This is a genomic window from Caldococcus noboribetus (assembly GCF_055389385.1).
Map to the genome: position 1 here is coordinate 1218206 of NZ_AP042475.1, position 19431 is coordinate 1237636.

Here is a 19431-nt window from a genome sequence, read left to right on the forward strand (position 1 = left end):
CTTCCCTTAGCTATTACTTTATAGATCATATTAAGGGTGTGAGGCCTCATGTGGTTTGGCCCATGCTCTCAACCTTGAGCACACCCTTAGCCTGAAGTCTTGCTAACAGATCCTTCACCACCTCAGTAGAGACGCCCAGGTACTCGGCTGCCTTTGATATTCTGATAACTCCTCCAGAGGCCCTTATGTACTCGATGAGCTTCTCCTCAATCGCTTCAGGGTTGACAGACCTAGGCACCTCAGGCGTCAGCCTCTCCGTCTCCTCCTGGGCCTCCTTCATGGCCTCAGCTATCACCTTCTTAGTCTCATCGTCAAGCATTGCTATGCTCCTGCTCTCTGGCAGCATGTTGCTTATCATGTTGACCTTCCTTATTACGCTCTCCGTCGACTCAAACACGGATGCCAGGGACGCGGAGGCATCCGGAGCCAGGCCCGAGAGGTAGTTACTTATGGCGTTCATAGCGTACTGGAGCGGAGCCACGGCCTTAACTATGGACTCTACGGTTCTAGCGTCGTTTATCCTCTCTATGGCGACACTTATCAGATGTCCGTACGTGGCTACCAGCTTATAGACCCTCTTCTTTATGACAAGTTCTGACGCGCTGAGTTCTATTCCTTCATTATCGTGAGCCTTTATGGCGCTTATTAACTTAGCATGGTAGGCATTTATGTCATTGAGTATCTTCAGCTTGAACCTGTCCACTTCTGATTTAACAATGTTTAGCTGCGCAAGTATCTCATCATAGTCTATCCCCTCCCCCTGATTGAAGAGCTCCTCTGAGCCGCTGCTATCCCTGCTAAGCCCCCAGCCGAACGCCTTTCTTATCACATCCGTAATTCCTGGCAACTCGCTCAGCCTCCTAGGAACCTTTAGAGGAGGGTAGGTGTTAGCTCAGGAGGGCAAGTATTACTGGTTGAACGGGCAAATTATTAGGCGCCTCTTTTAAATTCCCCGTACTACACTAGCCCCTAGGTGGCGGAGACTCCCATGTCAGCTTACGAAATAGAGCAAGGAACAGCCGTTGGCGTTAAGGCTAAGGATGGGGTTGTATTGGCAACTGACAAGAGGATGGCATACGGCTCCTTCGTTATGAGCAGGAACGCTAAGAAGGTGTTCCTGATAAACAACAGGGCTGCAATAGCCATGAGCGGCCTTTATGCTGACGTAGGCGCCATACTTAGGTACCTTACGGCTGAGAGCAAATACTATGAGCTCACAGAGGAGAGGGCTATGAGCCTTTACGCCATATCAAAGCTGCTCTCAGGCATACTTTACTCATATAAGATGCTCCCATTTATAATAGAGGCTCTGGTAGGCGGCATAGACAGGGATGGGCAGCCCAGAATCTACACCCTTGACTCCCTGGGCTCTGTCTCGGAGGACAAGTACATGGCCGTTGGAAGCGGCGCCACCACGGCGCTAGGCTTCTTAGAGGATCAATACAATGACTCGCTTACCCTTGACCAGGCAGAACAGGTAGCCATAGGCGCGCTAAGGATATCAATGGAGAGGGACGCGTCCACAGGCGACGGCATAGATGTCATCTCTATATCAACGAGCGGCGACGTGAGGGAGAAGAGCCTAAGGCTGAGGGTTATTGAAGAGTCCTAAGTGGCAGAGGGCCTGCCTCGGGGTTAGGTCAAACTTCAGCTACAGAGTAGCTAGGGACGACCAGCTGAAGCTTAAGAACTTGCTGAGACTTGATGAAGATATTGCACCTCCCAGAATTCTAGCCGCTGTTGACGCGGCTTACTGGGGTCAGGGAGGCGACTTTGGAGTTGCAGTAGCGCTAACAGTTGATGTAACGTCAAGGTCCTTTGAATGCTATTACTCCTACGGGCCCGTCTGTATTCCATACGTTCCTGGACTCCTCGCCTTTAGGGAGCTGGAGCTAATGGCGCCGGCCCTCATAAAAGCTGTCGGCAGAAGAAAAGTTGACCTCCTGCTGGTCGACGGCCATGGCATAGCTCACCCAAGGGGCTTTGGCTTAGCGTCTCACCTAGGCGTTGCGCTGAGACTTCCATCCATAGGGGTGGCCAAGGGGCTTCTCTACGGCCAGGAGGCCCCATGCGACTATGGTACATGTATCTACATAGGTAACACCGCGGTAGGCGCAGTGCTAAGGACTCCCACAGGGTCCCGTATCTATGTAAGCCCAGGTAACCTAGTGAGCCTTAAGTACAGTATAGATGTAGTTAAGACCCTTCTCATAGACGGCCTTAGGCTTCCTTACCCGCTCCAGGCAGCTGACGCTATAAGCAAGGACTTGAGGTCGATGCTTAGGAGCGAGGAGGCCGAGGGAGTTAAGGTAAAAGCCTGTGATCCTAACGATATTGCAATGTTCAAAAACTTTGCTGAGGTCGCGAGGAGGGCCTCACTTAGCCTGAGCTGGGCACCTCCCTTATGATGGCAGTCTTCTTCAGCCCATTGTGCTTCACTGTTATCTTAAGCCCCTCTGAGGTCTGCTTCACAAGCAGCTCCTCGTCAACTATAGTCCTGCCGCACACCGGGCACTTGTAGTACCTGACTATGCTTATCTCAGCTCCGTCGCTTCTGGAAGTCCTTTCGGTCCTAGAGTAAAAATTCATGGGGACCTTGCACCTTGGGCACAGCACTTCGATCTCTGAGCTCTGCATACGGCTTTCACCGCGACTTAGCTTGCTCAGTTCCAGGCGCTACTGGTTTGCCGAGATTTTATTCTTAAGTTACTGAGCTTAAGGACGTGAAAAGGGTTTAGGCACACGCTTTGTTATTTAAGCTTTGCTGCTAATTAGCGTCAGGAGGCGAACCACGTGAGCCAGCAGCCTGTGGACCCTGACGAAGTAAGCGATGCCTTAGGTGAAGAGCTTGTCAGAATTGCGAGGAGAAGCGTTGAATACTATTTTGAGAACAGAGCCCTCATGCCAACTCCCCAGGGGCTGGACCCCCTGCTCCTAAGGCCTGGGGCGGCCTTCGTGACAATAGAGACTTACGAAGGTGAGACTAGGAGCTTAAGGGGCTGCATAGGCTTTATAGAGCCTGTCAAGCCTTTGGTGAGGTCCGTCATAGAGGTTGCCGTTGAGGCCGCCTTTAACGATCCTAGGTTCATGCCCATGGAGAGAGGGGAGCTCGATACTGTGACCTTTGAGGTGTCTGTTCTCTCTAAGCTTGAGGAGGCGCCCCGAACTCCAGAGGGGCGCAAGGCCTTCGTGACTATAGGTAGGGACGGGCTTGTGGTTGAGAGGGGGTTCTACCGTGGCCTCCTGCTGCCTGAGGTCCCCGTTGAAAACATGTGGGACGTCGAGACTTTCCTCTCAGAGACATGCATAAAGGCTGGCCTCTGGCCTGACTGCTGGTACGACGAGAAGGTCAAGGTTTACAGGTTCAGGACAGCTGCGTGGCTTGAGGAGAAGCCAAAGGGCAGGGTAGTGCGGAGGAACCTGGCTGAGGAGTACAGAAAGGCGCTTGAGGCCAGGGGGCTGCTGACGCAGAGCACTTAAACTTTAGTCTCACCTATTACTGAAGGCGGGCGACATGAGCTTAAAGGAAAAGCTTCAGAACCATGTGGCCTCGTGGAAGAGGATACTGCTGCTCTCGAGAAAGCCTGACGACGAGGAGTTTGGACTGCTGACAAGGCTGACCCTTCTTGGTATGCTGCTGGTGGGCGCCATAGCATACGTCATACATCTGATATATGTCATACTCCTTAGCTAAGAGGTGTTAACATGCCATCTCAAGCGGACTCGGGCGCACAGCAGAAGGGAGGCGCCGCCCAGGGCAGCAGGTTCTACGCTATTTACGTGACAGGGGGTTATGAAGAGAGGGTTGTGGCAGTCCTCGGCGAGAGAGCCAGGACCCTTCAACTTGACGTGAGAAGCATTGTTTACTCGCCTGACCTAAAGGGAGTCGTCTTCGTCGAGGTTGGTGACGTCAAAGATCTCTACTACCTCATAAGGGGAGTAAGGAATATAAAGAGAAGAAGGCCAACTATGGTATCAATTGACGACATACTTAAACTTGTGAAGCCGCCAGCCGCTGCGGAGCCCATTGCAAAGGGCGACGTAATACAGGTAATAGGTGGGCCTTTCAAGGGCATGAGAGGCAGAGTAATAGAGGTCAGAAAGGGGGAGGTTGATGTTAATCTACTTGAGGGAGACTCCAAGATAATAGTTACCATACCGATAGACCAAGTGAAGCCGGTAGGCAAAGAGCGCGAGGGTCAAGAGGAGCAGGGCGGGTGAGCTGAATCGCCACAACAGCTAATGAGGATCTTAGCGACAGGGTAAGAAAGTACTTAGCCGGGGTCAGGGAGGCCTTTCGTGCAGCTGAGGAGAAGCTGAACCTTTCAGGTTCTAACGCCTTACCTGGAGCGAGAGCCTTGCTAGAGAACGTGTCCGCCTATATAAACGATGCTGAGTACTACCTCGCTAAGGGCGATCCTGCAACAGCGTTAGTCTCTGTGTCATATGCAGAGGGCCTGTTGGACTCACTTAGGTTCCTGGGCATGCTTGACTTCAACTGGCCCTCGCCTCCCGTCGACTCCAAGAAAGTGGTTGTTGCAGGAACTTTCGACATCCTGCACCCAGGCCACCTGCAGCTGCTTAGCTTCGCCTCAAGGCTGGGCAAGCTATATGTTATAGTGGCAAGGGACTTAAATGCTCAGAGGGACAAGGGAAGGCCCACCATACTTGACGAACAGTCAAGGTTGCAGATACTGAACTCAATAAAGTTCGTCTATAAGGCTATACTGGGTGATGAGAAGGACTATCTGAAGCCTATAGAGGACATAAGGCCCGACTACATAGTACTGGGTCCAGACCAAGCCATGGATGAGGAGTGGCTAGCTGCCGAGGTGGAGAGGAGGACGGGCAAGAGACCAATCGTGATAAGGTTTGACTCTAAGAGGGAGTTCTCTGGAGGCCTAAGGGGGTCAACGGATATAATAAAGAGAGCCTGTAAGCTGTTGATGCAGCAGGAGGGAAATAACAACAAGTAACACTTCAAGTGTGTCTGACCGCTATCACGTCAACCTCTATCTGGGCCCCCGCTGGAAGCTCGTTGACAAAGACTGTAGTCCTTGCCGGGAAGGACCCCTTGAAGTACTCCGAGTAAACCTGGTTGAAGTCCTGGAACTTAGAGGGGTCCTTAAGGTACACCGTCACCTTTACTGCATCATCAAGTGAGGAGCCGCCAGCCTCCAATATGGCCTTAACGTTCTCCAGAACCCTCTTCACCTGCTCTTTAAAGTCGTCACTAACTATGCGGCCTGTAGAGGGGTCTATCGGTATCTGGCCTGACACAAAGATAAGATCTCCGGCTATTATTGCCTGGCTATAAGGTCCTATAGGCCTTGGGGCCTTCTCACTGAACACGGCCTCCTTCATATCAAGGTCCCAGCTTAGACTATGCCAACAAATATAAAAGGTTCAAGAGCTTAGGTCACTTAGTAGCTAAGCTTGCTTCGGGGAAAGCAGCTTATAGAGCTCTTCGACCTCTGAGATGTCGCTCTTTCCTAGACCTCTCTGCTTAGCGGCCGCCAGCACTTCGCTTACCTCGGCGAGCACTGGAGTAAACGTGGAGCCCAGCTCCTTAAGGGCCTTGAGCGCCTCCTCAGCCACGTAGCTGCCTAGCTCTATCGAGAAGAGCTCCTTATAGGAGCCCTTTAACATGAGAGGTAACCTCGCCCTTAGCTGCGCTGAGTCGGCGCCTCCCATGGAAAGGGCCTTAACAATGTCGTCTGGAGACGCGCCTAGGTTCCTCAGCGCTGATGCCGCTTCTGCAAGGACTACGGTGTTGGCCATCAGTATTAGCGTACTTATGAGCTTAAGGGCCACTGCCGACTCATCGCTTCCTACGTAAATATGCTGCCCTAGGTCGCTTAGCACTTGCGCCGAGGCCTCGTAGAGATCCTTTCTGCCGCCCACGTAAAGCACCAGTGTCCCCGCTTCGGCATTTGCTGGGCCTCCTTCCATCATAGCCGTTATGTACTTGAGCCTTAGATCATCAGCTAACGACTTAGCCTTCCTGGCCTCCTCAAGGCCTACAGTGGTTAAGTTTATGACTATGCCTTCAAGGCCCTTAAGTTGGGGCAGGACCTCTAGAAGCTCAGAGCCCCCTGGGAGAGAAAGAAGCACAAAGTCGCTCTCTGAAGCATCAGCAGGGCTGCTCAGGGGCCTGAAGTTCTTTAGGTCCTTAAGGTATGAGTATGCAGAGGCTATAACGTCATATCCAAGTATATCATAACCTCTGGACGAGAGTCTCTTAGCTATCCCCCTTCCCATTCTTCCAAGGCCTATAACCGAGACCCTGGTCAAGGGTCCACCGGCTCTGGGCGTGAGTTTTCGGGAATAAACGCCTAGCCGCTGCGACCTGTAGGAGTGGGAAGCGCGACGGGCAAAGGGTTATAGCGGGGGGTGGATTTGAACCACCGACCTCGGGGTTATGAGCCCCGCGGGCTACCAGGCTGCCCTACCCCGCTGCCCTACCCCGCCTCCCTTTGCCCTTTTAGCAAGAGGCCGCCTATGCGGCTTATAAGCTTATGCGATATCTACCGTCTCGTCTGCACATATTATCGAGGGGTCTGCAGTGGTAAGGGCTAGGGCAGCCGTCCTAAGGGAATTTGGCCGACCTTTTGAGATGGACTACATAAATGTTGCTGCTGGAGAGGACGACGTTATAGTAAAAGTCAAGTCTACAGGAGTGTGCGGTAGAGATATAGTAGTGTGGCGCGGTGGCTTCAGAAACTTAAAGCTACCTTTGGTGCTAGGTCATGAGGTTTTTGGCGTTACTGAGGATGGGGAACCAGTGGGCGTTTACCCCGCAGACCCTAGCTCTGAAGAGTTCCTTCCAATAGGCGAGAGGAGGCAGGGCGGTTACGCGGAAGTTGTGGCGGCGCCTAGGTCAAACATAGTTCGCCTTCCTGACGAGGATTTCGACAAGTACGCGGCCGCCACCTGTGGCGTGGCCACGATGATTCACGCCTCAAAGGTGGCGGGGCTTAAGCCTGGCGACAGAGTTTTCGTTACGGGTGCAAGCGGCGGCGTTGGCATACATGGGATTCAGTACCTCTCCAATGTGCTCCAGGCCAAGGTAATTGCTTACACGAGGTCTAGGGAGAAGGCGCACGTCCTGGAGAGCCTGGGCGTTAATGCAGTAACTGACTTGTCGTTCTATAGAAGTCTAGGTAGAGTGGACTACGTCTTTGAAATAGTGGGCGCACCGCTGATAAACGAAAGTATGAGAAGCCTAAGGCGTGGAGGCACGCTAGTTCTTGTAGGGAACGTCAATGGGGAGCCTATTGTGATAGAGAGGCCAGCGCTAATAGTAATGAGGGAGCTTAAGATAAGTGGCACGTCAGCCTACACTAAATCAGAGTATGAGGAGGCTGTGAAGCTTATAGCCGAAGGCGTAGTAAAGCCCTTCTACAAGGCCTACAGGCTCAGTGATGTTAATGTGGCATACAATGATGTTTTGAGTGGAAAAGTCCTAGGTAGGGCTGTGCTCAAGCCTTAGGCGGCATATATGGATTCCTCTATGACGTACTTCCTCCTTGAAATCTCGAGCAGATGCCTGGTAAATAGCAGGGCGAAGGCCACCACGACTAGACCAAATATGAGGGAAGCATAGGCGGCTAGCGCTATGTTGCCCTCGTTAGTGGCCACGTCAAGAATCTTTAGTATTCCATGTGATACCTCGAGGGTCCTGTCACCTATGATGTCAGGCCAGTATTCCCCAATCATGAGCCCTCCCCACGCGCTGTCTATAGTTGACGTCAGCCCGGTGACTATGTATGGCAGAGTTCCAGGTATCAGTATTTTGCGCAGCTTCTTGAAGAAGCCCATGTTAAGGTTATCCATGAGTTCTACAACTTCGTGTGGGACAGCCTTAATGCCCATCCAGTACGCGTAGAATATATAATAGAATGTGCTCACGAAGCCAAGGAACAGGACGTAGAGCTCGTTTGTGAAGCCCCCAAACATCCTGTAAAGCACGGCGCTGGTTGCAAGGAAGAGCAAGGGGAAGTAGGCCGGGGCTGGCAGTGCTGAGATGGACTGAATGAGCGGTATAAAGACTGCCTCGGCTCTTCTGTGGAAGGCTAGGTAGTATCCTATGAAGACAGCAATTGCAAAAGATATCAGCGTGATCACAGCCACCCTTGCATAGTCATAGGCCAGACCTACAAGTATGGGCCATGTCTGGGAGAGGAGGTAGCTCCAGGTGCTTGGCTTCACCGAGAGCACTGCATCTACAACTCCATAAACTATTAGCAACAGCAGCACTATGCCAACAGCTCTAAGGGCCCAGTCAAGCTGCCTCTCAGTCAGCTGTATCCTTTCAACCCTCCGTAAAGGTACCGCCCTGACAGGCCTGGAGGTGACAGTTGCTATTGCGCAGCGGCCTGGCGGCCACGTAGAACCTGCTCAGGGATATCCACCTGACTCTCCCCAAGTGGGCAGGCCTGGGCGGTGTGTCCAGCCCGTATTTCGCCACTGCCCAGTTGGCGAAGCTCCTTAAAGCGAAGATTATGCCAGCGACAAGTATAGCGAGGCCTAGGAGCGAGTAGTAGACGTAACTAAGCATACCATCGTTCATGAAGCTGACTATCAGAGACCCTATGCCAAACACGTGGTAGCTGGTGGCCCCTATTGAGAACACCTCGCTCACGGTTATGTAGAAGTATGCATCGGCGAAACTAGGAATTAGGTTAGCCGCTATGCGGGGCATAGAGAAAGGTATGTAGAGCTTCCTCATCTTGGCGAAAAAGCCATACCTCAGGTTCTCGGCCACCTCTAGCATTGGAAGTGGCAACGTCTTGAATGCCTGGTAGATGCCCATCCATATGTTCCATACTACTGCCGTGAACACTAGAAAATTGACGGCCAGCTCAACGCCTATGTAGCCTCCGATCCTGTCAACGAAGAAGATCAGCACCACCGGGAAGAATGATATAACAGGTACCGACTCTAGGACCTCGCTAAGGCTAACGTAGACGCTTTCAAAGGCCCTGCTCTTAATGGCAAGGTATCCGAGGAGCCAGCCAGTCACTATGGAGAGCCCTATCGTCAGGAAGACTCTGCCTGTGGTCGCGAGTATTGCGAGGACGATAGTAATATAGACGTTGACATAGCTCATGATCACGCCCCTCTGCTCTCAGCTATATAGTCATAAAGCATGTCGGTGTAGTTCATGAACTCTGGATCCCTTGGGTTCCTTGGCCTTGGCAGGTTTATCTTAACCTTGCCTGTTATTGTTGCAGGCCTGCCGTTTAATACATAGACTACATCTGCAAGCTCCACAGCCTCTGCAAGGTTGTGAGTCACCATAACTACACCCTTGAGCGGCGTGTTCACGTTAAATAGCATGTTGTAGACTTCTCTCCTTAGAGACTCTGCAGTAAGCTCATCCAGGTGGGAGAAAGGCTCGTCCATGAGTAGCACTATGGGATCAGCGGCCAGGGCCCTAGCTATGGCAACCCTCTGCCTCATGCCGCCACTCAGCTCCTTGGGATAAAAGTGCTCAAAGCCCTTCAAGCCCACAACCTCTATCATTTGAAGGGCCACCTGCCTCGCTACGTCCTTGGGCAGGTGCCTGACCTCGGCGCCCATGAGAACGTTGTCAAGCACTGTCATCCATGGAAATGTCACTATGGACTGGTGAACCATCATTATCTTGGGTGTAGGCCTCGTCACCTCTTCACCCATAAGGAGGACCCTGCCGCTCGAAGGCTTGATGAAGCCTCCAAGTATCCTTAATAACGTTGACTTGCCAGCGCCAGAGGGCCCCACTATAACCACAAAGTTATTTTCATCAACTTCTAAGTTTACATGGTCGAGGACTTTATAACTATTATATGAGAACGATACGTCCTCAGCTTCTAGCACAGGACCGGTGATAGCGCTTGGGGCAGCAGCCTCTAGAGATTTCGTTCTTCCAACGTATTCACCCCACCTAGTTATTGGTCAACTATGCACCTAGCTTCAGGGTTATTAATTCTTCAATAGTGCCGAGCATCCCTAAATAGTAGGAAGCTCTGTCAGGCGACCTCTTAGGTCCTTTGGAAACCCGCGTTAAATGCCCCTAGAGCCTAAGGAGGAGCTTACTGCTGCGGAGAACGCCTCGTAGAGGCCTTCCTCTATTGCTACAAGTATTATCTTAAAGGGCGGCGGGCCATTTAAGTCAATGAACTTCTTTATTTCATCGACCATGGCATTAGCCGCTACTGTGAACGGAACGCCTCCCACTCCAGTGCCCATCCCAGGGAAAGCTATGCTGTTAACGTTGAGCTGCCTAGCAACCTTGAGGGCGGCCCTAGTGGCAAGCCTTACGTTAGTCTCGTTGGTGAGCGATGCGGGCTCCTTCATGGTAGGCGCATGTATTACATACTTGGCCTTGAGCTTGCCTGCGCCCGTGGCTACCGCATCCCCTATGTTGACAGGGGCCTTGGATATGGCTTCGTCCTCTATCACCTTACCGCCCTTTCGCCTTATAGCGCCCGCGACGCCGCCACCCATTATTAAGTAGGAGTTGGCTGGGTTAACTATAGCGTCAACCTCCTCCTCGGTTATGTCGCCAAGCTTAACTATAACTGTGACCTGGCCATATCTAACTGCGAGCAAAGCTACCCCTAATATGCTGTGGAAAACGGTCTAAAAAGTCTCAACGCTTTGGGAATGCAAGCTCATGTTAAAATTAGCCTTCGCTCTGGGCGCTTTCGCCCTGCTCTAGGCTCTCAAGCTGATCCTTAGCTCCCAGCTTTACCTCCTCCAGGTGCTCAAGTACATCGTACAGGTTCCCCAGTTGGGTAGGCATGAACTTTACCTGACCCTTCAGCGCCTTATATTCGCTCTGGCTCAGCGTGTCATCCCTAACTATGACAGCCTTCGCTCCGAGCTCTATTAGGCCCTCAATTGCTGCTTGGCTTCCCATCTCAGGGGCGGGGTTCTCGTACTGTTCCACCACCTTTTGCTCCTCATCTATTATACCCAGGACCTCAGCCCTGCTCAGTGGTTGCAGGGCAAAGTCCTGCCCTCCATAGAATATCGCTATCCTCAAGTCCTTACATCTCAAGTAGCTGTGGAAAGCAGGACCTTAAATTCTTAGATGGCACTAAGGCGTCAAATGGTCCGTGTAGCGCTTGTAGTCATTAAGGGTACTCAGCCTTAAGGACATCGCATAGGCTCTCTACCTTTTTTGCGCCAAATTTAGCTAACAGTTTATCCTCATATTGCATGGGCACGTCACCCTTCACTAGATAAATATCGCTTATGCCGCTTCTCCAGTAGGCCTCAACGTCATTAATTGTGTCGCCTACGGCAAAAACTTCAGAGGGGGCCAGGCCGGCTCGCGAGAGAGCCTTAAGCACGGGCTCTGGGTCAGGCTTGCCTCTTTCGACTTCATCGCCGGTCACTAGGACGTCAGGCTTAATGCCAATGGCTTCCAGTATTAGTCTTGCCGATGCGCTGAGTGAGGAAGTGACCACGACTACCTTTCCGCCGGACCTCTTAACCGCAGAGGTCAGTTCAACAGCGCAGGGCATGGGCTTTACATGATTCTTAACGACCTGTTCAAAGAACTTTGTTTTTAAGGTTATGAGTTCGTCTACTGTCACCTTTATGTTAACAGGTCTTAGGGAGCTCAATATTATGGGCGCTATGTCTACCGCTCTTCTTCCTAGGAGTTGCCTCTCGTCTATAGTTACATTGTCAATGCCCAGGGCCTGAAGGGCTCTTATCCATGACACTAAGTGCGCACTTGCCGTGCTTGCCAGCGTGCCGTCAAGATCGAAGACACCTGACTTTACGCCCAAGTTTGCGGCCCCGGAGAACCTTAGAGGCTAGGCTATCTAAAATGCTCGGCTCCCACAGCTGCCAGCTAAACGCCTCTAGGAAGATCTTGCTGGAGGCTCAACCTTTAAAATGCCAGCCCCCAGCCTATACGAGGCTGATGTAGCGAGGTGCTAAGGAGTGGGGCATCGTAAAAAGTCAGCGCCAAGACGTGGCAGCCTAGGATTCATGCCGAGGAAGCGCTCATCAGAGTTTGTGCCTAGCGTCAGCACGTGGCCTGAGGTCAGCGTGCAGAAGCCAACGCTGCTGGGCTTCATTGGTTACAAGGTCGGTATGACCCACGCCTTCATAATAGATAACAGGCAGGGCTCGCCAACCTTTGGCAAGGAAGTTTTCAGGCCAATAACCGTGGTTGAGGCCCCGCCTGCCTTCGTGCTCGCGGTGAGGGGCTACGGTTACGATGAGAACAAGGGGCTTTATACCATAGGCGAGGCCTGGACTAAGCCTCCGCTTGACCTGGAGCTTGAGAGGAGGGTAAGCACCCTCGGAGCCTTTGACACGCAGTCCATGCTCAAGAGGCTCGAGGCCTCGCTGAGCGACATCAAAGAGGTTAGGGTTCTGGTGGCGACACAGCCTAAGCTGACCGGCGGCCTCAGCAAGAAGTCGCCTGATCTGCTTGAGATAAAGGTGGCCTCCCCGGGCGACGACGCTAAGGCAGCTTTCGAATACGCAACGTCAATACTTGGCAAGACAATCTCTGTTGGCGAGGTATTTCAGCCAGGCCTCATGGTGGATGTCATTGCTGTAACCAAGGGCAAGGGGTTCCAGGGGGACGTCAAGAGGTTTGGAGTAAAGATACTGCCGAGGTGGCACAAGCACAGGAAGAAGGCTAGGGGCATAGGGGCCAGGAGCCATGGCAAGGGTACCTGGTGGGAGATACCAAACCCAGGACAGCTAGGCTTCCACAGGAGGACGGAGTACAACAAGAGGATACTTGATATAACTGATAACTGGGCCGCCTACACTCCGGCTGGCGGTTTCCTGCACTATGGCATACCGAGGAGCACGTTGGTGGTCCTAGAGGGCACTATACCGGGCGTCGTCAAGAGGCCAATTGTTATGAGGTACCCCGTGAGGCCGCCCAAGTGGTACCTGAAGCTCGGCGTTGTCAAGCCTACAATAACGTTCGTGAGCCTGCAGAGCAAGCAGGGGGTGTGAAGCCATGAGCAGGGCAAGTCTTGGATTCCTACTCTATATGAACCCGCCCATAGTAGTACCTAAGTATGACGCTGAGGGCAAAGAGGCTGGAGAGGTTCAGCTGCCAGACGTCTTCAGAGTGCCAGTAAGGAGGGACCTCATACACAGGGTCTTCATGAGTGAGTTCACAGCCGCTCTGCAGCCCAAAGGAAGGGATCCCATGGCTGGCAAGAGGACGACTGCGATAAGCCTTGGAATTCACCACGGCCTTGCTAGGGTGCCGAGGGTTAAAGGCTCTACAAGGGCAAGGCTTGCCCCGTTTGTAAGAGGGGGCAGAAGGGCCTTCCCGCCCACCGTGGAGAAGAAGATAAAGGAGGAAGTCAACAGAACTGAAAGAGTACTGGGCACTATGAGCGCCCTGGCTGCGACCGCTGTGCCTGAGCTGGTGAGGGACAGAGGGCACGTGTTCTCAGCAAGCGCAACTCCGATAGTATTAGACTCCTCGGTATTAGAGGCCATAAAGAGGACGTCGGACGCGAGGGAGCTGCTGAACAAGATAGGCGTATACTCGGACATAGAGAGAGCCTACGAGGGAACCAGGATAAGGGCCGGGAAGGGCAAGATGCGCGGCAGGAGGTACGTGACGCCTGTCAGCATACTCTTTATAGTGGATGACATAGACTCTCCCTTTGCTAGGTCGGTGAGGGGCTTCCCAGGAGTTGACGTGGTGGAGCCTCAGCTCGTGAGCGTACTTGAGCTGGCCCCAGGAGGCGAGCCCGGCAGGCTCACAGTTATAACATCAAATGCGCTCAATGCAATTGCTGAGAGGTTTAAGGTAGGAGGTGTGTCATCATGAGCTCAAACTCTAGGGAGATAATAATTAGGGCCGTTATGAGCGAGAAGGCCATGAGCCTCATGGAGAGAGCCAACACGCTGGTGCTGATAGTGGCCCGCGATGCGAACAAGCAGGAAATAAAGAGGGCTGTGGAGTCGCTCTATGGCGTCAAGGTGCAGTCCGTAAACACTTTGATAACTCCTACTGGCGAGAAGAAGGCCTACGTGAGGCTTACAAGTGAGTACAAAGCTTCCGATGTAGCCGCTAAGCTGGGCCTCTTATGACCCATTTTGACCCATTTACTTATAGCACATATCGTATGCGAAAAGGGTCAATCTCGTGGGCATTAGGAGCTCTGCGCCTTATTGCCTTTCTCTACCACTTCTACGAACTTCCTCGCTATGTCAAGGAACGACTTCGCGGCCTCCGAGTCAGGGTACTCGAGGAAGAACGGCTCCCCGTCGTCATTGGCTTCCCGTATGTGCGGGTCCAGAGGTATCTGCCCTAAGAACGGTATGTTGAATTCCTTAGCTATCTCCTCGGCGGCTCCCTTGCCAAATATGTACTGCACGCTGCCGTCCGGGCACCTGAAGTAACTCATGTTCTCTACGATGCCAAGCAGCGGCACGTTTAGTTTCTCAGCAAAGGCGGCTGCCTTCTTAACGACTATCTTAGAGACCTCGCTAGGTATCGTGACAAGCAGGAAGCCCGTGAGGCCAGGTATGGTTTGAGCTATGGTGAGCTGCTCGTCGCCCGTGCCAGGAGGCAGGTCTATGAGAAGGTACTGAGCCCCCTCCCAGTCAGTGTAGGCCAACAGCTGTCTTATGGCTGTAGTCTTTAGACTTCCCCTCCAGATCACTGGGGCATCATCGCTTGGAAGCATCAGGCCCACTGAGACGAGCCTAACTCCATAAACATTAACCGCAGGAACTATGCTGCCGTCCTCCCTGGCCAGGAGGCCTCTGACGTTCCTCAGGCCCAGCATCATGGGCATACTAGGACCATGAAAGTCGGCGTCCAGAACGCCAACAACTTTGCCCATGGTTGCTAGTGCCATGGCTAGGTTGGCAGTCACGAAAGACTTTCCAACGCCTCCCTTACTGCTCAGTATGGCAACCTTATACGGGATCTCCTTCATTCGTTTAACCACAAGCTTTTGTTCCTCCTGAGCCTGCCTCATGCGTTCTGCGATCTCCCTGTAGCTCTGGCCGCCTCCGGGCGCCGCTGAAGGCGATGACTTCTGAGGAAGCGACATCCTGAGGCCCTTCTTCTCACCCTCGTTGGGGCTCTCAGCCAATGTAATCTCCCTTCTACCTCTCTGAGGTCGCGGGAATTAAACGTTAGTTAGATAAGGTTAGATAAGGAAAAATAACTTGAAATAAATATAAAAACTAAAATAAAGTTAAAAGACTATCTTCACAGCTTTCCTATGCTGTCGGGTATCCTTATGTGGAGCACCTGGTGACCCTCTCCCTTGTTGGCGCTCACTATGTCGAACTCTGTTGGCGTTGGCGGGTGCTCGTAGAGGTACTTCAAGTTAATGAAGGCGTTGTAGATGTGAGGCACGTCCTTTCCAAGCCTGTCATTAAACACGGATATGTACTCAACTATCCCGTCAGGGTTTATTATGACAGTCCCTCTCCTTGTCATGCCGGTGACTGTGTTAAGGAAGCCATAGGCAGTAGATATCTGCTTATTTATGTCCTCTACCAGCGGGAACTTGACGCCCTTAACCCTTGGGCTTGTCTCAACCCAGACCTTGTGCGAGTAGACGCTATCAGTGCTGACTGCCAGGACCTCGGCATTGTTAGCCTTAAACTTATCATAGTAGGCCTGGAAGGCCTCAAGGTCCGTGGCGCAGACGAAGGTGAAGTCACCGGGATGGAACGTTAAAATAACCCACTTGCCCTTATAGTCATGTAGGCTCAGCTTTCCAACCCTGTTCTCTGCAGGGAAGTATGCGTTTGCAGTGAAGTCAGGCGCGGGTGAACCAACCTCTATCATGTTCTCACGCAGGTATCAGAGGCGTTTGCTAGTTTAAAAAAGTTTCTATTAAGAAAGTCTATCGAAAAGCTTTAGAGCAAAGTAGCGTAGATACTAAGGGACTAGCCAGATGGGCTTTCGGGCTAAATACCAATAGAAGCCGTCATAAAGGCCTTAAGGTTTGACTTATCAAGCAAGTATAATAATCCTTAAAAGTATAAGGACTGGTTGAGCAGAGCAATGCCTTCACTTATTTAGATTGAAGAACGACAATACTGCATCCTTTAGAACTCTGTAGGCTTTCTCTAAGTCCTCAATCTTTACGTATTCGTTGTAGGCATGCGCTAGGAACGGCTCTCCAGGGCCGTATACCACCACAGGTATGCCAACATACCTTAAGTAACGGCCGTCCGTGGCGCCCGTCTCTATGCGGTACCTGGGCCTGATGCCGAGAACTCTTTCAACGGAGTTAGATACCACCTTAACTATGCTACTGTTAGGGTCTGTGTAGTTAGGTTCACTGCTGTTAAGAATTTCGAGCTCAAAGCTGTCAGGTGGCAGGTTTTCCAGGAGTATACTTCTTATGTCCTCAAGCAGGAGTTCGCAGGCGCTGTGCTCGCCGTTGCCCTTGACCCCAAGCGGTAGCCTAGTATCTATTTCGATATCGCACCTGTCAGGCACCACGTTGATCTTTGTGCCGCAGCGCATGACGCCCGGGTTAAATGTTATCTTCTTGAGCACGTACTCAGCCTCGCTCCTTGATATCTTAACTTGAGACTTGCTAGCTTCCTCGACTAGGACGTCTATAGAGCTCTCAAGCATTTCTTCGATGTCCTTAGGTGGCTCTATCTTAGAATTGTAGGAGTCTATGGCCTGCGAAAGTAACTCTATGACGTCAAGTGACTTCGTTATGGCGTTATCGCCGAGGATAGGCATGCTGCCATGGGCAGACCTGCCCTTAACCGTTAACGATATTTGGCAGAGCCCCTTCTCTCCAATGGAAATGGTCTCGACGCCTGAGGGCTCGGCTATTATTGCTGCATCTCCAGCGATGACTTTTCTAGAGACCAAGGCCCCTAGCCCATTAGCGCCTCCAACCTCTTCGTCAGCGCTGGCGACCAGTACGAGGGATCCAGCCTCCTTTTCCTCCACAAGCTTTGCTATATCAGAGAACAGCGCTACTATTACAGCTAGTCCGCCCTTCATGTCCGTGGCGCCTCTCCCGTAAACCTTACCGTCCTTTATCTCTCCAGAGAAGGGGTCAGCCTTGGTCCACTTTTCCTTGTCACCGGCGGGCACCACGTCCATATGGCCGTTAAGTATTAGTGTTGGCGACCCCGAGCCAACCCTAACTATTAGGTTCGGCTTACCTTCGGCTATCTCAATAGTGTCAGGGCTAAAGCCCTGTAGCTGCAGGTAATCCACAAGGAAGTTCACAAACTCCCTTGTGTGGCCGGGAGGGTTAGAAGTGTCTATTCTTATCATGTCAGAGGCGAGCTTCGCTAACCTTGTGCCGAGGCTCTCTACGTCGTTCATATATATCCCAGGCTTCAATTGTATATGAGGTTAATTAACTTTGGCCAGGCTCACCCTTGCGCAGCCCACTGCTTTCCTGGAGCCTAGAGTACCTCAATGATCTAGCAACGTCCTGCACTTCCCTCAGCAGGGCTATTACTTTATCTATGTGCTGCTCATGCTCTATGAGGAAATCTATTCCTTTCTCTGTTATCCTGTACTCCTTCTTCCTCTCGCCCGCAGGGCTGCTCTCCACGAGGCCTTTCTTTTCCAGCATGCTGAGCATCACGTATACATAGCCAGGAGGGAGCTTGCCTCCAACCTTCTGCGATATGTCTTTGCCCACTTCATAGCCGCACTTTGGTCTCTCAGCGAGCTCGGCTAATATCATAAATGTGGCGAGCCCCCTCAGCAGGCCTCCCTTCATGATCTGGCACCGAGCTCTTTCCAGGTCGGCTGTTATGGGAAAAAGTAAAATACGCTACGCCGTATAGCCCATGTCATTTAATGCGCTAGATCTCCAAGATATCCAAAGGGCTCGTCAGCCCTTGGTGACGCCTAGAGGCCTGAGTCTCGCCACGAGCTTTCCTATACCAACGTCACGCGCCACCTGCGCCACTCTGTCAACGTCCTTGTAGGCCTCGGGCATCTCCTCTATTACGGTGGCCACGTTGCTTGCCTTAAGGTATATGCCCTTGCTCTCCATCTCTTGAATTACCTCCTTATAGGTCTTCTCCCTCTTAGCTCCGGACCTGCTCATCCACCTTCCAGCTCCATGAGGTGCCGTGAACCAGGTCTTAACTCCAGTCTCAACGCCAGCGAGCACGTAGCTCGCGGTGCCCATGCTGCCAGGTATAAGTACGGGCTGTCCATATTCCCTGTAGATGCTCGGTATCTCAGGGCTTCCTGGCGGGAATGCCCTTGTGGCGCCTTTTCTGTGTACCACGACCTTTCTCCTCTTCCCATTTATGTCATACTCCTCTATCTTAGCTATGTTGTGGGCTACGTCGTAAACTAGGTGCATTTCAAGCTTTTCTGGATCCACCTTAAACACCTGCTGGAAGCTCTCCCTGACCCAGTGAGTTATTATCTGCCTGTTGGTCCAGGCGTAGTTAGCCCCAGCTGCCATGGCCCTGACATAGTCCTGGGCCTCAGGAGTGTTATATGGTATGCTGGCCAGCTCCCTGTCCGGCGGTATTGTGCCATACTTCCTCATGGCCCTCTCCATGATCTGTAGGTAGTCGCTTGCTATCTGGTGGCCAAGTCCCCTGCTGCCCGTGTGTATCATTACAGTGATCTGTCCCTCGAAGAGGCCGAAGGCCTTGGCCAGCCTCTCATCATACACTTTGTCAACTACTTGAACTTCAAGGAAGTGGTTCCCACTCCCCAGGGTGCCCAGCTCGCTGGCCCCCCTTCTCCTTGCAGTGTCGCTCACCTTGCTGGAGTCTGCTAGCTTCCAGCTGCCGCGCTCCTCGATCCTCTCTATGTCCTCGTTCCAGCCGTAGCCCTTCTCGACGGCCCACTGGACCCCCTCGTCAAGGACCCTGTTGAGCTCCTGGAAGCTCAACTTTAGTTTGCCCGTGCTGCCAAGTCCGCTGGGCACGTTCTCATATATCGTGTTTATGAGATCCTTTATCTTGGGTTTAACGTCATTGACTGTTAGGTCCGTCCTTATGAGGCGAACCCCGCAGTTTATGTCATAACCTACCCCTCCAGGGCTTATGACGCCGTTCTCCTCGATATCCATAGCCGCCACGCCACCTATGGGGAAGCCATAGCCCTGGTGGCCGTCAGGCATGACTATGCTGTACTGCTGTATTCCCTGCAGGCAGGCTACATTAGCAGCCTGAACAAGCGTGAGGTCCTGCTGCATCTTTTGAATGAGCAGGTCGTCGGCATATATTATTGCTGGTACCCTCATGCAACCCTTAAAGCCCTTGTCTATTATCCACGTGTTCTTGTCAACTCTCTTCAGGGGCACTTCTGGCAACCATCTTCACCCAGGCCAGAGAGGTGACAAGGGCCTTTTAGTCTAGCTGCCAGTGTCTATGATCATGCGCCGCTATATAGTGTCCCATATTCTTAATCAACGTGGACGGCCAACCACAGAGGAAAAGGGTAAATAGAGTCAATAGTCA

The 19431-nt window shown here is 52.2% G+C and carries 23 protein-coding genes, 1 tRNA gene and 2 pseudogenes; 10 read left to right on the forward strand and 16 right to left on the reverse strand.

The window, feature by feature from the left end; translation table 11 throughout:
- Positions 1-46 precede the first annotated feature (46 nt).
- Positions 47-847 carry a hypothetical protein gene (locus tag ACZ5GQ_RS06485; protein WP_498856347.1) on the reverse strand — a complete coding sequence of 267 codons (801 nt, stop codon included), beginning with the start codon at positions 845-847 and terminating at the stop codon, positions 47-49.
- A gap of 141 nt (positions 848-988) precedes the next feature.
- On the opposite strand from ACZ5GQ_RS06485, the gene ACZ5GQ_RS06490 reads away from it, so the two are divergent.
- Both ACZ5GQ_RS06490 and ACZ5GQ_RS06495 read left to right on the forward strand, forming a co-directional pair.
- Positions 989-1612 carry an Ntn hydrolase family protein gene (locus ACZ5GQ_RS06490; protein ID WP_498856348.1) on the forward strand — a complete coding sequence of 208 codons (624 nt, stop codon included), beginning with the start codon at positions 989-991 and terminating at the stop codon, positions 1610-1612.
- A complete protein-coding gene (locus ACZ5GQ_RS06495; protein ID WP_498856349.1) occupies positions 1599-2408 on the forward strand; it encodes an endonuclease V in 810 nt (269 codons plus the stop codon). The genes ACZ5GQ_RS06490 and ACZ5GQ_RS06495 overlap by 14 nt, the downstream gene beginning before the upstream one ends.
- Here the strand turns inward: ACZ5GQ_RS06495 and ACZ5GQ_RS06500 are convergent.
- Entirely contained in the window at positions 2380-2637 is a 258-nt protein-coding gene (locus tag ACZ5GQ_RS06500; RefSeq protein WP_498856350.1) for a hypothetical protein, read from the reverse strand. The two genes, ACZ5GQ_RS06495 and ACZ5GQ_RS06500, sit on opposite strands and share 29 nt — an antisense overlap.
- Positions 2638-2793: 156 nt before the next feature.
- Here ACZ5GQ_RS06500 and amrA point away from each other — a divergent pair, with 156 nt between their 5' ends.
- The 4 genes from amrA to ACZ5GQ_RS06520 are packed head-to-tail and all read left to right on the forward strand — an operon-like array spanning position 2794 to position 4976.
- The gene (gene amrA, locus ACZ5GQ_RS06505; RefSeq protein ID WP_498856351.1) at positions 2794-3480 is read left to right on the forward strand and encodes an AmmeMemoRadiSam system protein A; all 687 of its coding nucleotides are present in this window, start codon (positions 2794-2796) and stop codon (positions 3478-3480) included.
- Between the two features lie 34 nt (positions 3481-3514).
- The gene (locus tag ACZ5GQ_RS06510) at positions 3515-3694 is read left to right on the forward strand and encodes a SecE/sec61-gamma family protein translocase subunit (protein WP_498856352.1); all 180 of its coding nucleotides are present in this window, start codon (positions 3515-3517) and stop codon (positions 3692-3694) included.
- A gap of 11 nt (positions 3695-3705) precedes the next feature.
- Positions 3706-4221 (forward strand): transcription elongation factor Spt5, encoded by a 516-nt coding sequence (locus ACZ5GQ_RS06515; RefSeq protein WP_498856353.1) that lies wholly within the window; start codon positions 3706-3708, stop codon positions 4219-4221.
- Between the two features lie 5 nt (positions 4222-4226).
- Positions 4227-4976 (forward strand): DUF357 domain-containing protein, encoded by a 750-nt coding sequence (locus tag ACZ5GQ_RS06520; protein ID WP_498857387.1) that lies wholly within the window; start codon positions 4227-4229, stop codon positions 4974-4976.
- Between the two features lie 4 nt (positions 4977-4980).
- Here ACZ5GQ_RS06520 and ACZ5GQ_RS06525 read toward each other — a convergent pair whose 3' ends face one another.
- The 4 genes and pseudogenes from ACZ5GQ_RS06525 to ACZ5GQ_RS06540 form a co-directional block, all read right to left on the reverse strand.
- Positions 4981-5364, reverse strand: coding sequence for a RidA family protein (locus ACZ5GQ_RS06525; RefSeq protein WP_498856354.1), 384 nt, complete (start codon positions 5362-5364; stop codon positions 4981-4983).
- A gap of 66 nt (positions 5365-5430) precedes the next feature.
- On the reverse strand, positions 5431-5865 hold the full coding sequence (locus ACZ5GQ_RS06530; protein ID WP_498857388.1) for an NAD-binding protein: 435 nt from the start codon (positions 5863-5865) through the stop codon (positions 5431-5433).
- Positions 5845-6363, reverse strand: a pseudogene (locus ACZ5GQ_RS06535) (NAD(P)-binding domain-containing protein); the annotation flags it as partial. The pseudogene ACZ5GQ_RS06535 and the gene ACZ5GQ_RS06530, both read right to left, overlap by 21 nt.
- A gap of 21 nt (positions 6364-6384) precedes the next feature.
- Positions 6385-6458, reverse strand: a tRNA-Met gene (locus ACZ5GQ_RS06540).
- Between the two features lie 107 nt (positions 6459-6565).
- On the opposite strand from ACZ5GQ_RS06540, the gene ACZ5GQ_RS06545 reads away from it, so the two are divergent.
- On the forward strand, positions 6566-7492 hold the full coding sequence (locus tag ACZ5GQ_RS06545; protein WP_498856355.1) for an MDR/zinc-dependent alcohol dehydrogenase-like family protein: 927 nt from the start codon (positions 6566-6568) through the stop codon (positions 7490-7492).
- Here the strand turns inward: ACZ5GQ_RS06545 and ACZ5GQ_RS06550 are convergent.
- From ACZ5GQ_RS06550 to ACZ5GQ_RS06570, 5 genes and pseudogenes are all read right to left on the reverse strand, one after another.
- Positions 7489-9112: pseudogene (locus ACZ5GQ_RS06550) on the reverse strand (ABC transporter permease subunit). The gene ACZ5GQ_RS06545 and the pseudogene ACZ5GQ_RS06550 sit on opposite strands and share 4 nt — an antisense overlap.
- A 2-nt stretch (positions 9113-9114) precedes the next feature.
- Entirely contained in the window at positions 9115-9861 is a 747-nt protein-coding gene (locus ACZ5GQ_RS06555; protein ID WP_498856356.1) for an ABC transporter ATP-binding protein, read from the reverse strand.
- 186 nt (positions 9862-10047) lie between these two features.
- On the reverse strand, positions 10048-10596 hold the full coding sequence (locus ACZ5GQ_RS06560) for a macro domain-containing protein (protein ID WP_498856357.1): 549 nt from the start codon (positions 10594-10596) through the stop codon (positions 10048-10050).
- Positions 10597-10669: 73 nt separating this feature from the next.
- The gene (locus ACZ5GQ_RS06565; protein ID WP_498856358.1) at positions 10670-11047 is read right to left on the reverse strand and encodes a hypothetical protein; all 378 of its coding nucleotides are present in this window, start codon (positions 11045-11047) and stop codon (positions 10670-10672) included.
- A 76-nt stretch (positions 11048-11123) separates the two neighbouring features.
- Positions 11124-11786, reverse strand: coding sequence for an HAD-IA family hydrolase (locus tag ACZ5GQ_RS06570; RefSeq protein WP_498856359.1), 663 nt, complete (start codon positions 11784-11786; stop codon positions 11124-11126).
- A 157-nt stretch (positions 11787-11943) separates the two neighbouring features.
- Between ACZ5GQ_RS06570 and ACZ5GQ_RS06575 the strand changes: the two genes are divergently transcribed.
- From ACZ5GQ_RS06575 to ACZ5GQ_RS06585, 3 genes are read left to right on the forward strand one after another with little or no spacing between them, the layout of a single operon-like run.
- Positions 11944-12981: a 50S ribosomal protein L3 gene (locus ACZ5GQ_RS06575; RefSeq protein ID WP_498856360.1), complete on the forward strand. Its 1038-nt coding sequence runs from the start codon at positions 11944-11946 to the stop codon at positions 12979-12981.
- Positions 12982-12985: 4 nt separating this feature from the next.
- On the forward strand, positions 12986-13816 hold the full coding sequence (gene rpl4p / locus ACZ5GQ_RS06580; RefSeq protein ID WP_498856361.1) for a 50S ribosomal protein L4: 831 nt from the start codon (positions 12986-12988) through the stop codon (positions 13814-13816).
- A complete protein-coding gene (locus tag ACZ5GQ_RS06585; protein WP_498856362.1) occupies positions 13813-14079 on the forward strand; it encodes a 50S ribosomal protein L23 in 267 nt (88 codons plus the stop codon). The genes rpl4p and ACZ5GQ_RS06585 overlap by 4 nt, the downstream gene beginning before the upstream one ends.
- A gap of 62 nt (positions 14080-14141) precedes the next feature.
- Here the strand turns inward: ACZ5GQ_RS06585 and ACZ5GQ_RS06590 are convergent, their stop codons facing one another.
- From ACZ5GQ_RS06590 to ACZ5GQ_RS06610, 5 genes are all read right to left on the reverse strand, one after another.
- A complete protein-coding gene (locus ACZ5GQ_RS06590) occupies positions 14142-15050 on the reverse strand; it encodes an Mrp/NBP35 family ATP-binding protein (protein ID WP_498857389.1) in 909 nt (302 codons plus the stop codon).
- A gap of 161 nt (positions 15051-15211) precedes the next feature.
- The gene (locus ACZ5GQ_RS06595) at positions 15212-15799 is read right to left on the reverse strand and encodes a peroxiredoxin (RefSeq protein WP_498856363.1); all 588 of its coding nucleotides are present in this window, start codon (positions 15797-15799) and stop codon (positions 15212-15214) included.
- A gap of 225 nt (positions 15800-16024) precedes the next feature.
- Entirely contained in the window at positions 16025-17314 is a 1290-nt protein-coding gene (locus ACZ5GQ_RS06600; protein ID WP_498856364.1) for a M20 family metallopeptidase, read from the reverse strand.
- Positions 17315-17348: 34 nt separating this feature from the next.
- Positions 17349-17720: a PadR family transcriptional regulator gene (locus ACZ5GQ_RS06605; protein WP_498856365.1), complete on the reverse strand. Its 372-nt coding sequence runs from the start codon at positions 17718-17720 to the stop codon at positions 17349-17351.
- Positions 17721-17834: 114 nt separating this feature from the next.
- Positions 17835-19214 carry an RtcB family protein gene (locus ACZ5GQ_RS06610; protein ID WP_498857390.1) on the reverse strand — a complete coding sequence of 460 codons (1380 nt, stop codon included), beginning with the start codon at positions 19212-19214 and terminating at the stop codon, positions 17835-17837.
- Positions 19215-19431 lie beyond the last annotated feature (217 nt).

Bases quoted from the DNA above. Each gene is read 5' to 3' on its own strand.
- ACZ5GQ_RS06590 (WP_498857389.1), bottom strand. From the start codon at position 15,050: ATGTCGCTTCCTCAGAAGTCATCGCCTTCAGCGGCGCCCGGAGGCGGC.
- ACZ5GQ_RS06610 (WP_498857390.1), bottom strand. From the start codon at position 19,214: ATGAGGGTACCAGCAATAATATATGCCGACGACCTGCTCATTCAAAAG.
- ACZ5GQ_RS06595 (WP_498856363.1), bottom strand. From the start codon at position 15,799: ATGATAGAGGTTGGTTCACCCGCGCCTGACTTCACTGCAAACGCATAC.
- ACZ5GQ_RS06515 (WP_498856353.1), top strand. From the start codon at position 3,706: ATGCCATCTCAAGCGGACTCGGGCGCACAGCAGAAGGGAGGCGCCGCC.
- ACZ5GQ_RS06600 (WP_498856364.1), bottom strand. From the start codon at position 17,314: ATGAACGACGTAGAGAGCCTCGGCACAAGGTTAGCGAAGCTCGCCTCT.
- ACZ5GQ_RS06500 (WP_498856350.1), bottom strand. From the start codon at position 2,637: ATGCAGAGCTCAGAGATCGAAGTGCTGTGCCCAAGGTGCAAGGTCCCC.
- rpl4p (WP_498856361.1), top strand. From the start codon at position 12,986: ATGAGCAGGGCAAGTCTTGGATTCCTACTCTATATGAACCCGCCCATA.
- ACZ5GQ_RS06510 (WP_498856352.1), top strand. From the start codon at position 3,515: ATGAGCTTAAAGGAAAAGCTTCAGAACCATGTGGCCTCGTGGAAGAGG.
- ACZ5GQ_RS06525 (WP_498856354.1), bottom strand. From the start codon at position 5,364: ATGAAGGAGGCCGTGTTCAGTGAGAAGGCCCCAAGGCCTATAGGACCT.
- ACZ5GQ_RS06490 (WP_498856348.1), top strand. From the start codon at position 989: ATGTCAGCTTACGAAATAGAGCAAGGAACAGCCGTTGGCGTTAAGGCT.
- ACZ5GQ_RS06605 (WP_498856365.1), bottom strand. From the start codon at position 17,720: ATGAAGGGAGGCCTGCTGAGGGGGCTCGCCACATTTATGATATTAGCC.
- ACZ5GQ_RS06585 (WP_498856362.1), top strand. From the start codon at position 13,813: ATGAGCTCAAACTCTAGGGAGATAATAATTAGGGCCGTTATGAGCGAG.